We start from the raw sequence: 18170 nt of genomic DNA on the forward strand, positions 1-18170 counted from the left end.
TGGGTAATAATTGCGGGAAGAATAATGATTAATACGGGTGAATTCGGTTTTATAAAATGATTTGCGAACCATTTGGTGAATCCACCGTTATGATAAAACTGTTAAATTGTTTTACGCAATTGTTAATGGATTATTCCGCATTATTTGATTAACGCACGGGCTAGTCCCCTCGCCCCTAGGGGGAGAGGGTTAGGGTGAGGGGTGAAAAAGGTTTTATACCGGCATTGATTTACGGATAGCGCTCAGCAGCGTCTGTGCGCCGGTAGAAAGCGGGGTATCCACCCGGGTCAAAATGCCGATGGGTTCCCCGGCTCCTGGGGAGGTAATCGGCAGGGCGATCAGCGTCCCCTGGCGTAAATCATCTTTTACCGCGCCGGAGGGGACGAACCAGACGTAGTCATAATCCAGGGTGAGCTGGCGTGAAAGCGAGGCCGACAGCGTTTCGATACACCCTGAAGGCAGCGTACATCCCTGCATTTGCAGCAACGTTTCGGCAGTCTGGCGGGGCACGGTGCCTTTCGGGCAAACCACAACCGGCCACTCCATCACGCGGCTTAGCGTCACCGTATCCTGCAAAAGGGGGTGATTGGGACGAACCACCAGCTTCAGAGATTCCAGGAATAACAGTTCGTAGTTAAGTCCGCCCATCAGCTCAGGGTCGGACATTCGGCCGATACCAATATCCAGTTCGCCTGATTTCAACCCCGCGAGCAGCATGGTGTTGTTCATGGTGGCAACCTGGATAGTGGTATGCCGCTGCTGCTTGTGGAACTGGCCGATAACCGGCGGAAGAATGCCCAGCGCCGCAGTAGGCAAAGCACCCACGCGCACCACCTCACTGGATTGTTCTTCTTTGCGATGCAGGGACTGGCCTGCGGTATTGAGCGCATCCAGCACCTTAACGGCGTGCGTGAGGAACTGTTCGCCCACGATGGTAAGCTGCGCCCCCAGTCGCCCGCGATCAAAAAGACGGGCTCCGGTCAGCTGTTCCAGCTCGTTGAGGGTTTTCGAGAGCGCAGGCTGGCTCAGATTTAGGGTTTCAGCCGCACGCCCCAGCGTTCCCTGTTGAGCGACGGCCACAAATGTATGCAAATGGCGCAAGCGTATGCGCTGACTGAACAGACCATTTTTTTCCATAGGCGATGTTAAAAACAGAGCGATGCGGGTGACAAGTTAAGTTGTTTAATTTTGATAACCTGATAGCAAAATATTTTTAACATTTGATCTGTTTGAGTTACAACATGTTTTTCAGGAGGGGCGATAAGCGAACGTCCTTGTTCATTTATTGCTCATTGCGGAGGGGGAATTGCTAATCGGTTTAGATCACGCCGTCACCGCCGTCAGAACACCACACCTGGCCGGACGTAAATGAACATTCATCCGAAGCCAGCGTGACGTACAGCGGGGCAATCTCGACGGGCTGGCCCGGACGTCCCAGGGGGGTGTCGCCACCGAACTCCTTCACTTTTTCCATCGGCTGCCCGCCGCTGGATTGCAGTACCGTCCAGTAAGGGCCGGGAGCAACCGCGTTAACGCGAATGCCTTTCGGACCCAGCTGCTTGGCTAAGGATTTGGTAAACACCGCCAGACAGGCTTTCGTCTGGGCATAGTCCAGCAAAACGGGGCTGGGCTTCACCGCCTGAACGGAGGAGGTATTAATGATAACGGATGAGGCTTTCAGGTGACGCAGCGCCGCCTTGGTGATCCAGAACGGAGCGTAGACGTTGGTTTTAAACGTCGCGTCAAAATCCTCGGTGGTCAGTTCTTCAAGCGATTCACGGAACTGCTGACGCCCCGCGTTGTTGACCAGAATGTCCAGCCCGCCCAGCTTCGAGACGGCTTCTTCGACCAGATTCTGACAGAACGTTTCGTCCCGGACGTCACCCGGCAGCGCGACGGCCTTGCGGCCTTCGGCTTCGATCAGCTTGATGACCTCAGAGGCATCTTTTTCTTCTTCAGGCAGATAGTTGATGGCAACGTCAGCGCCTTCACGCGCATAGGCGATAGCGACCGCGCGACCAATACCGGAGTCACCCCCGGTGATCAGCGCTTTTTTGCCGGCGAGGCGGCCGTGTCCTTTGTAGCTTGTTTCCCCGTGGTCGGGTACGGGCTGCATTTCTGATGCCAGTCCCGGCGGCGTTTGCGGCTGCTCGGGGAACGGGGGCTGCGGGTAAGCGTTCGTACGTTGTTTGGTATCACTCATAGCTGACTCCTTAAGCCAAGGGGTGAGATTTGATGGATAACTGCAGCGTTAACGCTTCGCTGAATTATTTCTGCAAACGATCAACACGGACGACGGCAGGAGATGATTTTTTATCAAGCGAACCGTTGATGCTGATCATCTGGTCGGGTTTTACCGTTCTGCCGTCGAAAACTGCCTGGGGAATAATAACGTCGATTTTTCCGGTTTTATCCTGAAATACAAACTTATCGCCACTACCGTCAATAAGATTACCGCGTAAAGAAATTGTCGCACCATCGTGCATTTCTTTTGCCTGGTCGATGGTCATAATACGCGCGTCGTCGGTTCCACGATATCCGCTATCAAGCGCGTGCGGTGGCGGTGGGGCTTCGCCTTTTTGTAAACCCCCGTTATTATCTGCCCATGCGGCCGGAACCAGAAATATCAAAAAAGCGGAAATAAGTGATAATTTCATCCGATATCCTTCATTTAGCGTGTCTTGACTTATTAAGTATTGTTGCTATTCCTTTACGTGGCAAATGTGATAAGTCCTAAAAAGATTCGCGTGAGAAATCAAAATTATCGGTTAATAAGCGAAACGGTGACGACGGCCATGAAGCGTGAAAATGAAAAGTTACCCGGGATAGATGAGCATTACCGTTTGCTGACGTTTGAATACGCGTTTCGTCAGGTGGGTTTTATTGTTCTGCTGGCTATTATCGTCGCGGCCATGGCCGGTCTATTTTCCAGCGGAACGATCAGCGATACGATCAAAACGAATTCCGCTAATTCACTGACCATACACTATGAACGCTTTGGACGACGGGAGACAGAGACGCGAATGGAGCTGGCGTTCCCGGTGCAAACAGAGGGAAAGTATGTCCTCAGCATGACCAGCGAGAGCAGCGAGGTTTACGAGCCCGGCAGCGTCTGGCCGCAGCCGGACAGCATGTTCAGCCGTGGAAAGACCTTCTATTTTGTCTATAACAACCTGAAAAAATCTGACAGCTTCTCAGTGTTACTCTTCACGACACCTTCCAGAGCCGGTAAATGGAACACCGTGCTCCGCGTCAACAGCGAGCCGGAGATTAACATCTGGCAATTTATCTACCCCTAGGAGGCTGATATGGATATGGTCTTTCGCGCGCTGGCTATATATCTGTTTCTCATGGTGGTATTTAAAGTAGCAGGGCGTCGCGCGCTGCTGCAGATGACCAGCTTCGATCTCATTCTGCTCCTGATAATTAGTGAAGCCACACAGCAGGCGCTGCTAGGACAGGATTTTTCCGTCACCGGCGCGATGATTACCATTACCACGCTGGTGGTGGTTGACATTATATTTGGGCTGATGAAAAAATATTTTTCCCCGGTGGAGAATATTCTGGACGGTACGCCTGTGATTCTGGTGGAGAACGGCGTGCCGTTAGCCGATAAGCTGAAAAAAGTCGATGTCTCCTGTGATGATATTCTGGTGTCTGCCCGGCAGAATAATGGCATTACGGAAATAAGCGACATTAAATATGCCATACTTGAGCGCAATGGACATATTTCAATCATTCCTTTCGAGAAATAAGAGGCGGCAAGATGAGCAATCTTTTTCACGACAGCAATAATACCGTGGGTGAACTGACAAAAAAGCTGGCGAGCAAATTAACCGATCTCGGGCTTCGCTTAACCACCGCGGAATCCTGCACGGGCGGCAAGCTCTCGGTGGCGCTTTGCGCTGAGGAAAATACCGCTGAATTTTATGATGTCGGCTTGGTCGTGTTCAGCGACGAAGCCAAAACGCGGATCCTCGGCGTGCGTCCTGAGACGCTTGCGCGGTATACCGCCGTCAGCGAACAGACGGTTACCGAGATGGCCGCCAGCATCCGCGATATCGCCCAGGCGGATATCAGCATCGCCATTAGCGGCTACGCGGGCCCGGAAGGGGGCGACGACGGTACGGCGGCCGGCACGGTCTGCTTTGCGTGGAATATCCGTGGCGAGACGGAAACCCGCACCGTGCTTTTCTCGGGTGACTGTCAGGATGTGGTGGAAAAAGCGGTGCATTTCTCGCTGGCGGAACTGCTGGCAGCATTGTCTGATGGGGATAATGGTTAAACGCACGGGGAGGTTCTATGGCTGTCATAGTGATTACCGGCGGAACGGCGGGCGTGGGAAAAGCCACGGCGCTGCACTTTGCAAAGGCAGGTTACGACGTCGGGCTCATCGCCCGCGATGAAGCCAGCCTGCACTCTACCCAGGAGGAGCTGAGGCGGTTTGGCATAAATGCGCACGCCGTCCAGGCGGACGTCGCCGACAGCCAGGCGGTGGTGGATGCCGCTAACGAGATTGAGTATCGCCTCGGCGCGATTGATGTCTGGGTAAACAATGCCATGGGGGCCGTCCTGGCACCGTTTCGTACCCTCACGCCGGACGAGTTTCGGCGTGTGACTGAGGTGACGTACCTCGGCTACGTGAACGGCACCCGCGCCGCGCTCGAACTTATGGTTCCGCGCGACAGGGGCGTGATTATCCAGGTCGGCTCCGCGCTGGCCTACCGTTCCATTCCACTGCAGTCAGCCTACTGCGGGGCCAAAGCGGCGATCCGCGGGTTCACCGATGCGGTGCGTACCGAGCTGATGCATGAGAACAGCCGGGTTCAGCTTTCGATGGTGCAGATGCCCGGGCTCAACACCCCGCAGTTCGAATGGGCGAGGAATAAGTTCGCCTGGGCGATGCGCCCGGTGCCGCCGGTCTTTGAGCCTGAGGTGGCCGCCAGCGCCATCTTCAGGGTGGCGCAAAAACCGGTGCGCGAGCTGTGGGTAGGCGGCAGCACCATCCAGTCCATCGTCGGGCAATTTTTCTTCCCCGGTTTTCTGGACCGGCTGATGGTAAAAAAGGCCTGGGAAGGCCAGATGACCGACGACCTCAACGCGCCGGATCGCCGGGACTATCTCGACCAGCCGGTTAACGACCTGCATAAAATCCACGGTCGCTTTACTGACGAGGCGAAAACCCGCGCGCCGTCCGTCACCTCAGGCATGCCGGGTAAAGTGGCGCTGGGCGCCCTCGCGGTGGCAGGGTTAATGGTGACGCGGCTGATAACCCGCCGGAAACCGTAGTCAGCGCAGCGCGCTACGGTGCATCCAGAACCAGCGATAGCCGTAGCCGCCAAGAATGAGCTGAACCGTTTTGCCGCAAATCAGCGCGTCATCGTAGCGCTTGTCCTCGAGACAGGCGGTCCAGGTGGCGTTGCGGATCCCTTTTGCGGTGAACTGCACCGGCTGGTCGCTGAAGTTGACGAAGGTCAGGATGCTGCGCTCGTCGGTCTCGTAATAGAGCCCCAGCACCGCGTCATCATCGATTGTGATAAGCCGAAAGGGCGCAACGGCAATTTCGGGGAACTCCGAGCGGGTATTGGCAATATCGATTATCCGGTGCAGGAGCGAGTTGTGGTGAAGCAGCGAATCGGCGACGTTCACTTTCTGATAGCGGTAAGGGCCGTGGTCGATAATCGGTGCGATAAATTTTTCAGGGGCGGCTGCGGAGAAACCGCCCCCTTGCGATCCTGCCCACTGCATCGGGGTGCGAACGGCGTAGCGCTCCTCCAGCTCCAGGTCGTCACCCATGCCGATCTCATCGCCGTAGCGCATCACCGGGACACCCGGCAGGGAAAACAGCACCGCGTGGCAGAACGCCAGCCGCTTGCGATCGCCGTTGAGCATCGGCGCCAGGCGGCGGCGGATCCCGCGCTGATAGACGTTCATCTCTTCGTCAGGGGCGAACGTGTCGAGGACAAACTGTTTGTCTTTCTGACTAATGCCTTCAAGATCCAGCTCGTCGTGGTTGCGCAGCCAGTTAGCAAAACAGCAGGCATCGGGCGGGACAATCATCTTCTTCACCGCGTTGCGCAGCGGGCGGGCGCTTTTGCGGGCCAGGCTGACGTAAAAATACTTGTTGAGCCAGAAATTAAGCACCAGATTCAGGCGGTCATTATCGCCGAAGTAGTCTTTATAGGTCTCAACGTCTACGTCCACTTCACCCAGCAGGATCGCGTCCGGATTGCGCTCTTCGATAAGACGCCGCATATGTTCGAGGATCCACAGGCCCTTTTTTTCATCGCCGTTGCCCGCCTGCGTGGTGAGATGGGACGCGGCGTCGAGGCGAAATCCCGACACGCCCAGCTTGAGCCAGAAAAGGATGATGTTCTCAATCTCTTTTAACACAGCGGGCGAGGTGAGGTTCAGATCCGGCTCGTGGCGATAGAACATGTGGCGGTAGTATTGCCCTGCCTCGTCGTCCCAGCTCCAGATGCTTTTTTCCACGCCGGGGAACATGGGGGGCGTATCGTCCTCGTCGTTATCCGACCAGAGGTAGTAATCACGATAGGGTGACGCCGGGCTGCGGCGGGCCTGCTGGAACCAGGGATGTGCGTCTGACGTGTGCTGGATCAGCAGCTCGATAATGACCTGCATGCCCAGCTCGCGGGCCTGTTCGATAAAGGCGATGATATCGGCCAGTTTTCCGAAGCGGGGATCCACCTGGAGATGGTCGCTGACGTCATAGCCTTCATCAAGAAAAGGGGTCAGGTAAAACGGCGTGATCCAGATGACCGTCGCCCCCATGCGGCGAATATAGCGCAGCTTGGCCGCGATCCCGGCGATGTCCCCGCAGCCATCGCCGTTCAAATCATAAAATAGCGCGGTATCAATCTGATAAATAATGGCTCGTGTATGCCAGTCGGTCATAGCGTTCCTCAGTGATAGCCTTCAGTATCCGACACTTTGCCCCGGAAGACGTAGTAGCTCCAGGCGGTGTACACCAGGATCACCGGAATAATCAGCAACGTGCCTACCAGCATGAACAGCTGGCTGGCAGGCGGCGCTGCGGCTTCCCACAGGGTGATGCGCGGCGGAATAATGTGCGGCCAGAGGCTGATGCCGAGCCCGCTAAAGCCGAGGAAGATTAACCCAAGCGTCAGCAGGAACGGGCGGGCATGGCTTTTCGGATTGCGGGTCAGCCGCCAGATCCACAGGCTAAACACCGCGACCAGAATCGGGACGGGAAGGAACCAGAAGAAGTTGGGCAACGTGAACCAGCGTTCGGCCACGTACTGCCAGCCAAGCGGTGTCCAGATGCTCACCACGGCGATGACGACCATCAGCGCCAGCAGCACGTGGCGGGTCAGCTCGCGCATGCGGCTTTGCAGCGCACCTTCGCTTTTCATGATGAGCCAGGTGGTGCCAAGAAGCGTGTAGGCAACAACCAGCCCGATACCGCAGAAGAGGTTGAAGGGGGAGAGCCAGTCAAGCGCGGACCCTACGAAACGACGGCCTTCCACGTCGAAGCCGTTGATCATTGCGCCCACGACGATGCCCTGGCTGAAGGTCGCGAGCAGCGAGCCGCCCGCAAAGGAGTAGTCCCAGAACTTCCGGTGCGACGGCGTTGCTTTAAAGCGGAACTCGAACGCCACGCCGCGAAAGATCAGGCCAATTAGCATGGCGGTAAGGGGAATGGTCAACGCATCCACGATCACCGCATAGGCCAGCGGAAAAGCGCCGAATAACCCTGCGCCACCGAGCACCAGCCAGGTTTCGTTGCCGTCCCAGACCGGCGCGACGCTGTTGACCATCACGTCGCGCTCTTTGGCATCGCTGACAAAACTGAAGAGCATCCCAATCCCGAGGTCGAATCCGTCCATAACGATGTACATCAGCGTGGCAAACACAATGATGGCAAACCAGATAACTGAGATATCGACGCCCATCAGATTTTCTCCTCTTCCGGAACAGACTCGGCGGCAGACAGCGGACGCGCGGGCGTGCCCGAGGTGTTTGACGTCAGCGTATCAACGGGCTGCGGTCCTTTCTTAATCAGCCGGATAAGGTAAACATAGCCCACGCCAAACACCGATGTGTAGACGACGAAGAACGCCAGCAGGCTGATGCTCATCTGCAGGGTGCTGTGCAGCGATACCGCGTCGACGGTGCGCAGATAGCCATAGACCACCCACGGCTGGCGGCCCACTTCGGTGGTCACCCAGCCGGCGAGCAGCGCCAGCAGCCCGGCAGGCCCCATGCAGAGGGCGAACCAGTGGAACGGGCGAGAGTGGTAAAGCCGATGGCGATAGCGCAGCCAGACGCTGACCAGACCCAGGGTGATCATCAATAGCCCCATCCCGACCATGACGCGGAACGACCAGAAAACGATGGTTGAATTTGGACGATCCGCTTTCGGAAAGTCCTTCAGCGCCGGAACCTGCTTGTCCAGGCTGTGCGTCAGGATAAGGCTGCCGAGGGCGGGGATCTCAAGACCGTACTTAGTGCGTTCCTCGTCCATATCCGGCAGGCCAAACAGCAGCAGCGGGGTGGCCTCGCCGGGCGGGTTTTCCCAGTGTCCCTCAATGGCGGCGATTTTGGCCGGCTGATGCTCAAGCGTGTTCAGGCCGTGCATATCCCCCACAACCGCCTGGATGGGGGCGACCAGCAGCGCCATCCACATCGCCATGGAAAACATGGTGCGCACGGCGGGGGTATCGTTACCGCGCAGCAGGTGCCATGCGCCCGACGCGCCGACAAACAGCGCGCTGCTCAGAAACGCGGCGATAGCCATATGAATAAGGCGGTAAGGGAAGGAGGGATTAAAGACGATCGCCAGCCAGTCCTGCGGAATAACCTGTCCGTTCTCGATAGTGAAGCCCTGCGGCGTATGCATCCAGCTATTGGAGGCGAGGATCCAGAAGGTCGACATCAGCGTGCCGAGCGCCACCATGCAGGTTGAAAAGAAGTGCAGGCCCGGGCCGACCTTATTCCAGCCGAACATCATGACCCCCAGGAAACCGGCCTCGAGGAAGAAGGCGGTTAACACCTCATAGGTCAGGAGTGGGCCGGTAATACTGCCCGCGAACTGTGAGAACCCGCTCCAGTTGGTGCCAAACTGGTAGGCCATGACCAGCCCGGAAACGACACCCATCCCGAAGTTAACGGCAAATATCTTGAGCCAGAAATGGTACAACGATCGCCAGACGTCGTTTTTGGTGCGCAGCCACATGCCCTCCAGCACAACCAGATAGCTGGCGAGGCCGATGGTGATCGCAGGAAAAAGGATATGAAACGAGACGGTAAAAGCGAACTGAATTCTGGCCAGATGGAACGCGTCGAGTTCGAACATGGTCCGTACCTCTGAAACGATGGGGCACGAGAATTGCCGGGCAGTTTATGGCTGCCCGGCAAAACCGATTACGGTTTAGTCTTACCGGCACCCAGCTCGGCACCGGTCAGCGGGTCAGAATGTGGATCGGACTTCGTGCGGGCAGACATCGCCTTGACCAGGGTTGCCTGTTCGGTCGTGAGCGTGACGCTTGCGCTGCCATCGCCGCCGTCAACCGCAGGCTGGGGGGACTCAACGTAATCGAAATGTTTATCGCTGTTCCAGCTTCCGCGAACCTCTCCACCTTCAGACATATTGTAGTACTTGTTGGTGAATTCCTCGATTGGCGGCAATTTTCCCGGCGGGAAATTATTACGGATAGACTGCAGCGCCTTCTCAAAGGAGAGCTGATGCGCCGCCTCGCGCGTCATCAGAAACGCCAGCGCATCCTTTACGCCGGGATCGTCGGTCACGTTGATCAGCCGTTCATAGATGATTTTCGCTCTGGCCTCTGCTGCCACGTTTGAGCGCAGGTCCGCCGTTGGCTCGCCGATGGTGTCCACGTAGGCCGCCGTCCAGGGCACGCCCGCAGAGTTAGTGAGCGGGGTGCCGCCACCGTAGAGCAGGGAGGTAATATGGCTGTCATTGCCGTTTTCGGTCATAGACCGATACAGCTCGGCCTCGTTTTCCACCCCTTCCGCCAGCGCGCCTTTCGCGCCTTTATTCAGCATGCCCACCAGGGTACCGATGATTTCGAGGTGGCTTAACTCCTCGGTCGCAATATCCATCAGCATATCTTTACGGCCCGGATCGTCATCGCTCAATCCTTGCGTAAAGTACCGGCAGGCGGCAGCCAGTTCGCCCTGCGGCCCACCGAACTGTTCCAGTAAAAGGTTGGCGAGGCCAGGGTTCGGTTCGGCAACGCGAACCGTGTATTGCAGCTGTTTGACGTGTCGGAACATGGCGATTCTCCCGGTTTATTTTTTCGCTTCGACGCCCGATGCGTCTGAACGCAGCAGGAACTGTTCCGTGGTCTGCGGAATGTGACGAATCAACCAGTCGGCCATTTCGCGCTCTTCGGCGAGGATCGTCTCAATAGCGGGTATCGAGACGGTATCGCCCGCTTTTTTCGCCGCCGCGAGCAGGGAGGTATAGCAGGCGATTTCAAACTGTTCGAAAACATAGCCGCTGATCGACCCCTTAACGATTTCATCAGACGGGAACATGCCGCCGATGGACTGCCCCAGCGCCGCCATTTTGCTCATCGAGTCTTTTAAAACTGAACGAGAAATATCATTCCGGTCGAGGATTTCTTCCAGCAAGGTAATTTGCCGTTTTGTCTCATTAATATGCTGCTCAATTCTGGCGCGAACATCAGGATAATTATCAATACGGCTGGCCATGGATTCCAGCATAGATTCGGCTTGCTTTTCCATCGCATGGGCATCGCGTAGCCAGTCATGGTAGTGTTCTACGTGATTCATCATTGTATCCTCATTAGGGTTCGCTTATTTGGTTTCACTTTCAGCAGCCTGATCGGCACGTGCGGCACTGTAGCCAGATAAATGGCCGACAATATTGGCGTAGATACTGATGATAATGACCCATAGCACGCTGCTCTTCCACCATATTACGGAAGGGATAGCGAGAATGAACCATATTATGGCTGCCGTTAAATGGCACCGTTTAATTGTCCTGGGACTGATGCTCATTTTATTTAACCTTTTTATTGCGTCACTTTTGCGCTTTTTGGTTAATATTTCCTACGGCCAGGTCGGTGAGTTTAAGATCGGTTTCTTTTTCTTCTTCCAGCGTTTCGGCCAGAAGTTTAACGGCTTTTTTATAGCCCAGCTGTTCTGCTAATGTCGCAAGGGTACCGTAGCTGGCAATTTCGTAATGCTCGACTTTTTGCGCGGCGGCAATTAATGCGGCATCACGCACTTCATTTTTTTCGGTGCTTTCAATGACCTCATTCGCTTCTTCAATTAAGCCTTCCATCGCCACGCATTTCATGCGCTTAATTTTGATACCGTCTTCCTGTTCGACGATCTGATCGATACGTTCAATCTGACCCTGCGTCTCTTCAAGGTGTGCGGTAAAGGCTGCGCTCAGTTTCTCACTGGAGGCGGCGCGGGCAAGCTTGCTGAGTGCTCGGGTAAGCTGCTTTTCCGCACTGTAGGTATCCGACAGAAGATGAATAAAAACATCCTCGACGCTTTTCATATTCATAATAATTACGCTCCGGTAAAATAAAGAAAGGGTACTGCGAGCTTTTCAGCCCGCAGCATGCTCTCTGGTTTTATTAAAAGAGTTTTAAATAAGATCAGGAGTTATCAGATTTACGGCCTCCGCCGTGACTGTTCTGGCCCCCTTTCTTACCCGCTTCGGATGCGCGTTGCGGATCGTTTTTAAAATTACCACCGCTGTGCTGGCCACCTTTACGTCCAGCTTCTGATGCTTTATCACGGTCTTCAGCGAAATTACCGGAACCACCACGATGCTCTGCCATATTAAACCTCATAGTCATATATTGGTTATGTCAGTACGATACGAAAATATCTCCGTATCACTCGTCGTTCGAGTAATAACTCTAGTCGCTGTGCGGCATCCGTCAAATGCGTTTGGCTATTTGCGGCTGCGTTATTTTTAAATATTTGTAAATTTGCGCTTCGCTTAAAATGGAAATATGGATAGGCAGGAGGGACTTGTAAACAGCCATTCGGATTAATCCTGACTTAGAACTAAAAATTTGAAAGGTGAGGGGAAAATAATGGCGCGCTCAAATTGGTTGATTTGCAGTCAGAAGAAAAGCAATAAATACTCCTTTATAGCTAGTAAACGGAACCCTAAATAATTATAAGGAAAATCCTGGATAAAAGCGTTCAGGTCGAAAGGGCGGTTCCGTTCGGACCTGTTCAGGGCCAGTAGCACACGCTTTGACCACTGTCGTCTTAAGATCACAAATCAGAAATTCTTCCCCCCGGAAGGAACGGGTTTCTCTACACTCCAGGTAATATTCACTGGAGGCATGACATCATGGCGAACACCATCACGGCTGATGACATTCGGGAACGCTTTTCGCAGGCTATGTCGGCGATGTACCAGCAGGAAGTTCCGCAGTACGGCACCTTGCTCGAACTGGTTGCGGACGTCAACCTGGCGGTTCTGGAAAATAACCCACTTTTACATGAACAACTGGCTAACGCCGACGAGCTTGCGCGCCTGAACGTGGAGCGTCATGGGGCCATCCGCGTCGGCACGGCACAGGAACTTTCAACCCTGCGTCGTATGTTTGCCATTATGGGCATGTACCCGGTCAGCTATTACGATCTCTCGCAGGCGGGAGTACCGGTCCACTCAACGGCGTTTCGCCCGGTCGATGATGCGGCGCTCTGCCGTAATCCGTTCCGTATCTTTACTTCGCTGCTGCGTCTTGAGCTGATTGATAACGTCGCGCTGCGCGAACGTGCGGCAGAGATCCTGTCTCAGCGGAACATCTTTACCCCCCGCTGTCTGGAACTGATCGACCTCCATGACTCGGAAGGGCACTTTACTGACGCACAGGCTCACGAGTTTGTGCACGAAGCGTTAGAAACCTTCCGCTGGCACCGTCACGCGACCGTCGATCAGGAGACCTATCTGGCCCTGAGCAACGAGCATCGCCTGATTGCCTACGTGGTCTGCTTCCCGGGCTGCCATATTAACCACCTCACGCCGCGCACGCTGGATATTGATCGGGTGCAGGAGCTGATGCCGAAGTACGGTATCGAGCCGAAGATTTTGATTGAAGGGCCGCCGCGTCGCGAGGTGCCCGTCTTGCTGCGTCAAACCAGCTTCAAGGCGCTGGAAGAGCCAGTGCTGTTTGCCGGGGAACATAAGGGCACCCACACCGCGCGCTTTGGTGAGATTGAACAGCGCGGCGTGGCGCTGACCCCGAAAGGCCGGGAACTGTACGATAGCCTCCTCGCCCAGGCCGGAACCGGTAAAGATAACCTCACGCACCAGCTGCATCTCCGGGAGATCTTTAGCGCCTTCCCGGACAGCGAAATGCTCATGCGCCGTCAGGAGTTGGCCTATTTCCGCTATCGCCTGACGCCAGCCGGGGAAGCCCATCGTCATGCGTTCCGTCCGGGGGACGATCCGCAGCCGCTGATCGAGCGCGGATGGGTGGTTGCCCAGCCGATCACCTACGAAGATTTCCTCCCGGTCAGCGCCGCGGGGATTTTCCAGTCCAACCTCGGGAACGAAACCCAGGCCCGCAGCCACGGTAACGCCAGCCGCGATGCGTTTGAAGACGCGCTGGGCTGCCCGGTGTATGACGAGTTTACGCTCTACCAGGAGGCGGAAACGCGCAGCAAACAGCGTTGCGGTTTGCTCTGAAATCGTTACTCTGCTGGGGTGTGATGGAAAAAATAAGGTCGTTATGCAAAATCCTTCCGCCCCTGTGGTTGAAACGCGCCAGGGCGCACTGTCTGGTTTAACCGATGAAAACGTTCACCTCTGGTGCGGTATTCCCTATGCCGCACCGCCCGTGGGGGAGTGGCGCTGGCGCTCTCCTCGGCCCCCTGAACGCTGGGATGGCCTGCGCGAGGCCACGGCTTTCTCGCCCTCAAGCTGGCAAAGCAGCGAGTATTGTCAGGAGTTAGGCGGCGGCGATCCGGGCCAGTTTTCTGAAGATTGTCTCTACCTTAACGTCTGGTCCCCCACAGAGCGCGACGAGCCGCTTCCGGTTATGGTCTGGCTGCACGGAGGAGGGTTTACGATTGGTGCCGGGGGCCTGCCGCCGTATAACGGCAAAGCGCTGGCCACGCGCGGCGTGGTTGTCGTTACGCTTAACTACCGTCTCGGTCATCTCGGCTTTTTCGCCCATCCGGCGCTGGAAGGCGAGGAAGGGCGGGTGGTGCATAATTTTGCCCTGCTGGATCAGATCGCCGCCCTCGAATGGGTGCGGGAGAATATCGCCGGGTTTGGTGGCGATCCCGACAATGTGACCCTGTTTGGCGAATCCGCCGGCGCGCGCAGCGTGCTTTCTCTGCTGGCCTCGCCGCTGGCAGCAGGATTGTTCCATAAGGCGATTGTGCAAAGCGGGTACACCTTGCCGGACACGCCGCGCGAGCAGGCGCTGCAAAAAGGGGAAGCGTTGGCCGCCCATTTCGGCCTGGAAAATGCGACCGCCGGGGAGCTGCGCGCCATTCCACCCGACGCGTTCTGGCCGCTCACCGCGCCGCTGAATATCGCCCCGGCGCCCATCGTCGGGGATTGCGTTCTGCCGGAAGCCATGCTGGACGTCTTTTTTGCCGCCCGTCAGCACCCGGTGCCGGTGATGATTGGCTCCAACAGCGATGAAGCTAGCGTGATGGCGGTGTTTGGCATCGATCTCGCCGGACAAATTCAGAAGCTTCGCCGGGAGCGTCGCTTCGGGCTGGGGCTGATTAAGCTGCTCTATCCGGGCGTGAAAGGCGATGAAGAGCTGGGCAGGCAGGTGTGCCGCGACATGGCGTTTACTACCATGGGCTATGTGGTGATGCAGGCCCAGCAGCGCGTGGGTGGATTGTGCTGGCGTTACTGGTTTGACTATGTCGCCGAGGCGGAACATGGCACGTATATCAACGGCGCCTGGCACGGCAACGAAATTCCCTATGTCTTCGATACGCTCGGCCAGGTGGAGCCATCACGTCAGTATGCCTATGAGCGGGATCTGCAGTTTGCTGCCCAGGTGGCGGATTACTGGGTAAGCTTCGCGCGTGACGCGGGCCGTCGCGACATCCTGCCCGGGCCGACGCACTGGCCCGCGTGTCGCAAAGGTCGGGACGTTCTGTTACGCATTGGCGTGAATAAACATGCAGATTTCCGGCTTGAAAACCGCTTTATGCGTGCCCGCATGAGTCTCTTTAAAAGGGTAATGAAGCACCACGTCAGCCTCGATTAAGCAAACAGGCGCGAAACGCCGCGAGACCATTTTCCTCGGCAGGCGTTTCGCGCAGCACCAGCCGGTAGCTTGCGCCGGTTTTTATGCTTGTCTCATAGGGCCGCATCAGCCTTCCAGCGTGAATATCTTCTGCCACCAGCGTTTCGTCGGCGATGGCGACGCCCAGCCCCTGAATGGCGGCCGTAATGGCGAGATCCATCGTGTCGAAGTGTTGATTTTTGTGCATGGCAAAGCCTGGACCTTCCTGTTTCGTCAGCCACAGCGACCAATCCGTCTTATCCCTTGTTGGGTGTAGAAACGTCAGCGATCCCAGCGCTGCTCCTGCCCGCACCGGGCTTATCACCGGGGTGAGCGCCTCTTCGAACAGCAGATCGCCTGCGCTCATGTGCGTGCCGAACACGATGGCCGCGTCGTAAGATTCGGTTTTGAAATTGACGTTGTGATCGGTGGTGGTGGTCAGCGCAATCTGCAGGTCCGGATGCTCGCGCTCCACCTCCAGCAGGCGCGGTACCAGCCAGCGCATAGCGCAGGTGGGGGCCTTCAGCCGAATCACGGTGTGCTGGCTGCGGGCCTGGTCGGCCACGGACAGCAGCTGCTCGAAAGCGGACTGCAGCTCCGGAAGCAGGGCGCTGCCCTGCGGTGAGAGGCGCAGCCCGCGCGCGTGGCGTTCAAAAAGCGGGAAGCCAAACCACGCCTCAAGGGAGGCAATCTTACGGCTCACGGCCCCCTGCGTCAGACACAGTTCCGCGGCGGCATGGGTCAGATTGAGGTGACGCGCGGTGACTAAAAATGCGTCGATGGCATTAAGGGGGAGCGAACGGCGTGACATAGAAAACACCTCAGCTATGCATTTTTCTCATGGCTATTATGACAACAATTCGATTGTCCCGACAGCACAGATGTTGTTTGAATAGTTATGCAATGTCCATGAGAAGGGAAAGAGGATGACTTTACGAACGCCTGTGCAAACGCGCTCCAAACTGCCGGATGTGGGAACCACCATTTTTACCGTTATCGGCCAGCTCTCGGCGCAGCATAACGCGATTAACCTTTCTCAGGGCGCACCGAATTTCTCCTGCGACCCGAAGCTGATTGCGGGCGTCACCCGCGCAATGGAGACGGGGCATAACCAGTACGCGTCGATGACCGGCCTGCAGCCGCTTAAAGAACGTATTGCCGATAAAATTGCCACGCTCTACGGCACGCAGTATGACCCTGCCAGCGAGGTGCTGGTGACCGCCAGCGCCAGCGAAGGGCTCTATTCGGCAATAAGCGGGCTGGTGCACCCGGGTGATGAGGTGATCTACTTTGAGCCCTCTTTTGACAGCTACGCGCCGATTGTCCGTCTGCAGGGGGCAACCCCGATCGCCATCAAGCTCACGGTGCCGGATTTTGCCGTCAACTGGGATGAGGTTCGCGCCGCGATCACCCCGCGCACGCGCATGATCATCATCAATACGCCGCACAACCCGAGCGGCCAGGTCTTCTCCGCCAGTGACCTGCAGCAGCTGGCGGCGCTGACGCGCAATACCGACATCATTATTTTGTCTGACGAAGTGTACGAACACGTCGTTTTTGACGGCGAGCCGCACCACGGGATGGCCACGCACCCGCAGCTGGCGGAGCGCAGCGTGATTATTTCCTCTTTCGGAAAAACCTATCACGTCACCGGGTGGCGCGTGGGTTACTGTGTTGCACCGGCGGTACTGATGGACGAGATTTGTAAAGTCCATCAATTTTTAATGTTTTCTGCCGATACGCCAATGCAGCACGCGTTTGCTGAGCATATGGTCGACCCTCAAACCTGGCTGTCGCTGGCGGCGTTTTACCAGCGCAAGCGCGATCTGCTGCACAGCCTGCTGGCCGATTCGCCGTTTACGCTGCTGCCGAGCGCCGGTTCGTTCTTCATGCTGGCGGACTACAGCCAGTTCAGCGACGAGCGCGACAGCGAGCTGGTGATGCGGCTGATCGTTGAGTACGGCGTTGCCACCATTCCGCTGTCGGCGTTTTATGCGGACGGTACGGATAATAAATTGATTCGTCTCTCTTTTGCGAAAGATGAGGCGACGTTACGGGCAGGTGCCCAGGCCCTGTGTCGGGTTAAACCACGCTGAGGAGTTGTAGATGAAATTACGCGCGCTAGTTGTCGGCATGGGATTGCTGTGTACTTTTTCTTCTTTCGCGGCCAGCGAGCTGCGTTACGGCCTGGAAGCGGAATACCCGCCGTTCGAGAGCCGAAATGCGGCGGGCGAACTGGAAGGGTTTGACGTTGAGCTGGGGAACGCCATCTGCAAAGCGGCTGCGCTGAAGTGCAGCTGGGTTGAAACCTCGTTTGATGCGCTGATCCCGGGCCTGGTGGCGAAGAAATTTGACGCCATCAACTCGGCGATGAACATCACCGAGCAGCGTCGCAAGAGCATTGATTTTACCCAGCCGATCTACCGTATTCCGTCGCAGCTGGTCGGCAAGGCCGGTACGGCGGTTGAGGCAACGCCAGAAGGGCTGAAGGGGAAAACCATCGGCGTGCTGCAGGGGTCCATCCAGGAAACCTATGCGAAAGAGCACTGGGAAAAGCAGGGTGTCACCGTGGTGTCTTATAAAGATCAGAATATGGCCTGGGGCGATCTGCTCAATGGCCGTATCGACGCCTCGCTGGTCATGTCCGCGGCCGGGCAGGCAGGTTTCCTCAGCAAGCCGCAGGGGAAAGGGTTTGGCTTCATCGGCAAACCGGTGTCTGACGACACTATCCTCGGCAGTGGGATCGGTTTTGGGTTGCGTAAGGGTGACGAGGCCACCAAAAAGCAGCTTGATGCCGCGATTGATAAAGTACGTGCCGACGGCACGATCGCTAAACTCGCTGATAAGTACTTCCCGGGTATCGATGTCAGCGTAAAATAACCGCCTCATTAGCCCCGGTGAGTGATG

Annotated in this window: 20 protein-coding genes; 8 read left to right on the plus strand and 12 right to left on the minus strand. The window is 56.4% G+C overall.

Annotated features, from left to right (window positions below; genetic code table 11):
* Positions 1-213: 213 nt before the first annotated feature.
* From N037_RS04480 to N037_RS04490, 3 genes are all read right to left on the minus strand, one after another.
* A complete protein-coding gene (locus tag N037_RS04480; protein ID WP_023335657.1) occupies positions 214-1137 on the minus strand; it encodes a LysR substrate-binding domain-containing protein in 924 nt (307 codons plus the stop codon).
* 181 nt (positions 1138-1318) lie between these two features.
* The gene (locus N037_RS04485) at positions 1319-2203 is read right to left on the minus strand and encodes an SDR family oxidoreductase (protein WP_032639351.1); all 885 of its coding nucleotides are present in this window, start codon (positions 2201-2203) and stop codon (positions 1319-1321) included.
* Between the two features lie 64 nt (positions 2204-2267).
* On the minus strand, positions 2268-2657 hold the full coding sequence (locus N037_RS04490) for a YdeI family stress tolerance OB fold protein (RefSeq protein ID WP_032639353.1): 390 nt from the start codon (positions 2655-2657) through the stop codon (positions 2268-2270).
* Between the two features lie 138 nt (positions 2658-2795).
* Between N037_RS04490 and N037_RS04495 the strand changes: the two genes are divergently transcribed.
* From N037_RS04495 to N037_RS04510, 4 genes are read left to right on the plus strand one after another with little or no spacing between them, the layout of a single operon-like run.
* Positions 2796-3299, plus strand: coding sequence for a hypothetical protein (locus N037_RS04495; protein ID WP_032639356.1), 504 nt, complete (start codon positions 2796-2798; stop codon positions 3297-3299).
* A gap of 9 nt (positions 3300-3308) precedes the next feature.
* Complete coding sequence (locus tag N037_RS04500; protein WP_023335661.1) at positions 3309-3755, plus strand: DUF421 domain-containing protein; 447 nt, start codon at positions 3309-3311, stop codon at positions 3753-3755.
* 11 nt (positions 3756-3766) lie between these two features.
* Entirely contained in the window at positions 3767-4285 is a 519-nt protein-coding gene (locus N037_RS04505; RefSeq protein ID WP_032639358.1) for a 2-oxo-tetronate isomerase, read from the plus strand.
* Positions 4286-4302: 17 nt separating this feature from the next.
* Positions 4303-5289, plus strand: a complete 987-nt coding sequence (locus N037_RS04510) for an SDR family oxidoreductase (RefSeq protein WP_032639360.1) — start codon at positions 4303-4305, stop codon at positions 5287-5289.
* Here the strand turns inward: N037_RS04510 and N037_RS04515 are convergent, their stop codons facing one another.
* From N037_RS04515 to N037_RS04550, 8 genes are all read right to left on the minus strand, one after another.
* Positions 5290-6915, minus strand: a complete 1626-nt coding sequence (locus N037_RS04515; protein ID WP_032639362.1) for an alpha-amylase family protein — start codon at positions 6913-6915, stop codon at positions 5290-5292.
* 8 nt (positions 6916-6923) lie between these two features.
* Positions 6924-7934 carry a cytochrome d ubiquinol oxidase subunit II gene (gene cydB, locus N037_RS04520; protein WP_032639364.1) on the minus strand — a complete coding sequence of 337 codons (1011 nt, stop codon included), beginning with the start codon at positions 7932-7934 and terminating at the stop codon, positions 6924-6926.
* Positions 7934-9337 (minus strand): cytochrome ubiquinol oxidase subunit I, encoded by a 1404-nt coding sequence (locus N037_RS04525; protein WP_032639367.1) that lies wholly within the window; start codon positions 9335-9337, stop codon positions 7934-7936. Before N037_RS04525 ends, cydB begins: the two co-directional genes overlap by 1 nt.
* A gap of 68 nt (positions 9338-9405) precedes the next feature.
* Entirely contained in the window at positions 9406-10278 is an 873-nt protein-coding gene (locus N037_RS04530; RefSeq protein WP_008502274.1) for a manganese catalase family protein, read from the minus strand.
* A gap of 15 nt (positions 10279-10293) precedes the next feature.
* Positions 10294-10800, minus strand: coding sequence for a ferritin-like domain-containing protein (locus tag N037_RS04535; RefSeq protein WP_032639383.1), 507 nt, complete (start codon positions 10798-10800; stop codon positions 10294-10296).
* A 24-nt stretch (positions 10801-10824) separates the two neighbouring features.
* Positions 10825-11028: a hypothetical protein gene (locus N037_RS04540; RefSeq protein WP_023335667.1), complete on the minus strand. Its 204-nt coding sequence runs from the start codon at positions 11026-11028 to the stop codon at positions 10825-10827.
* Positions 11029-11050: 22 nt separating this feature from the next.
* Positions 11051-11545, minus strand: a complete 495-nt coding sequence (locus N037_RS04545; RefSeq protein WP_023311678.1) for a YciE/YciF ferroxidase family protein — start codon at positions 11543-11545, stop codon at positions 11051-11053.
* A gap of 94 nt (positions 11546-11639) precedes the next feature.
* Entirely contained in the window at positions 11640-11825 is a 186-nt protein-coding gene (locus N037_RS04550) for a general stress protein (protein WP_004136767.1), read from the minus strand.
* A 527-nt stretch (positions 11826-12352) separates the two neighbouring features.
* Between N037_RS04550 and hglS the strand changes: the two genes are divergently transcribed.
* A complete protein-coding gene (hglS, locus tag N037_RS04555; RefSeq protein WP_032639369.1) occupies positions 12353-13696 on the plus strand; it encodes a 2-oxoadipate dioxygenase/decarboxylase HglS in 1344 nt (447 codons plus the stop codon).
* A gap of 43 nt (positions 13697-13739) precedes the next feature.
* Positions 13740-15245 (plus strand): carboxylesterase/lipase family protein, encoded by a 1506-nt coding sequence (locus tag N037_RS04560; protein ID WP_032639371.1) that lies wholly within the window; start codon positions 13740-13742, stop codon positions 15243-15245.
* On the opposite strand, the gene N037_RS04565 is transcribed toward N037_RS04560, so the two are convergent.
* Positions 15232-16074, minus strand: coding sequence for a LysR family transcriptional regulator (locus tag N037_RS04565; protein WP_023335671.1), 843 nt, complete (start codon positions 16072-16074; stop codon positions 15232-15234). The genes N037_RS04560 and N037_RS04565 overlap by 14 nt on opposite strands.
* Before the next feature lie 115 nt (positions 16075-16189).
* Here N037_RS04565 and N037_RS04570 point away from each other — a divergent pair, with 115 nt between their 5' ends.
* Positions 16190-17359 (plus strand): pyridoxal phosphate-dependent aminotransferase, encoded by a 1170-nt coding sequence (locus N037_RS04570; protein WP_032639373.1) that lies wholly within the window; start codon positions 16190-16192, stop codon positions 17357-17359.
* A 10-nt stretch (positions 17360-17369) separates the two neighbouring features.
* Positions 17370-18143, plus strand: a complete 774-nt coding sequence (locus N037_RS04575; protein WP_021242531.1) for a transporter substrate-binding domain-containing protein — start codon at positions 17370-17372, stop codon at positions 18141-18143.
* The last annotated feature ends 27 nt before the right edge of the window (positions 18144-18170 follow it).

It is taken from the genome of Enterobacter sp. EGD-HP1, from assembly GCF_000733275.2.
Lineage (GTDB): Bacteria > Pseudomonadota > Gammaproteobacteria > Enterobacterales > Enterobacteriaceae > Enterobacter.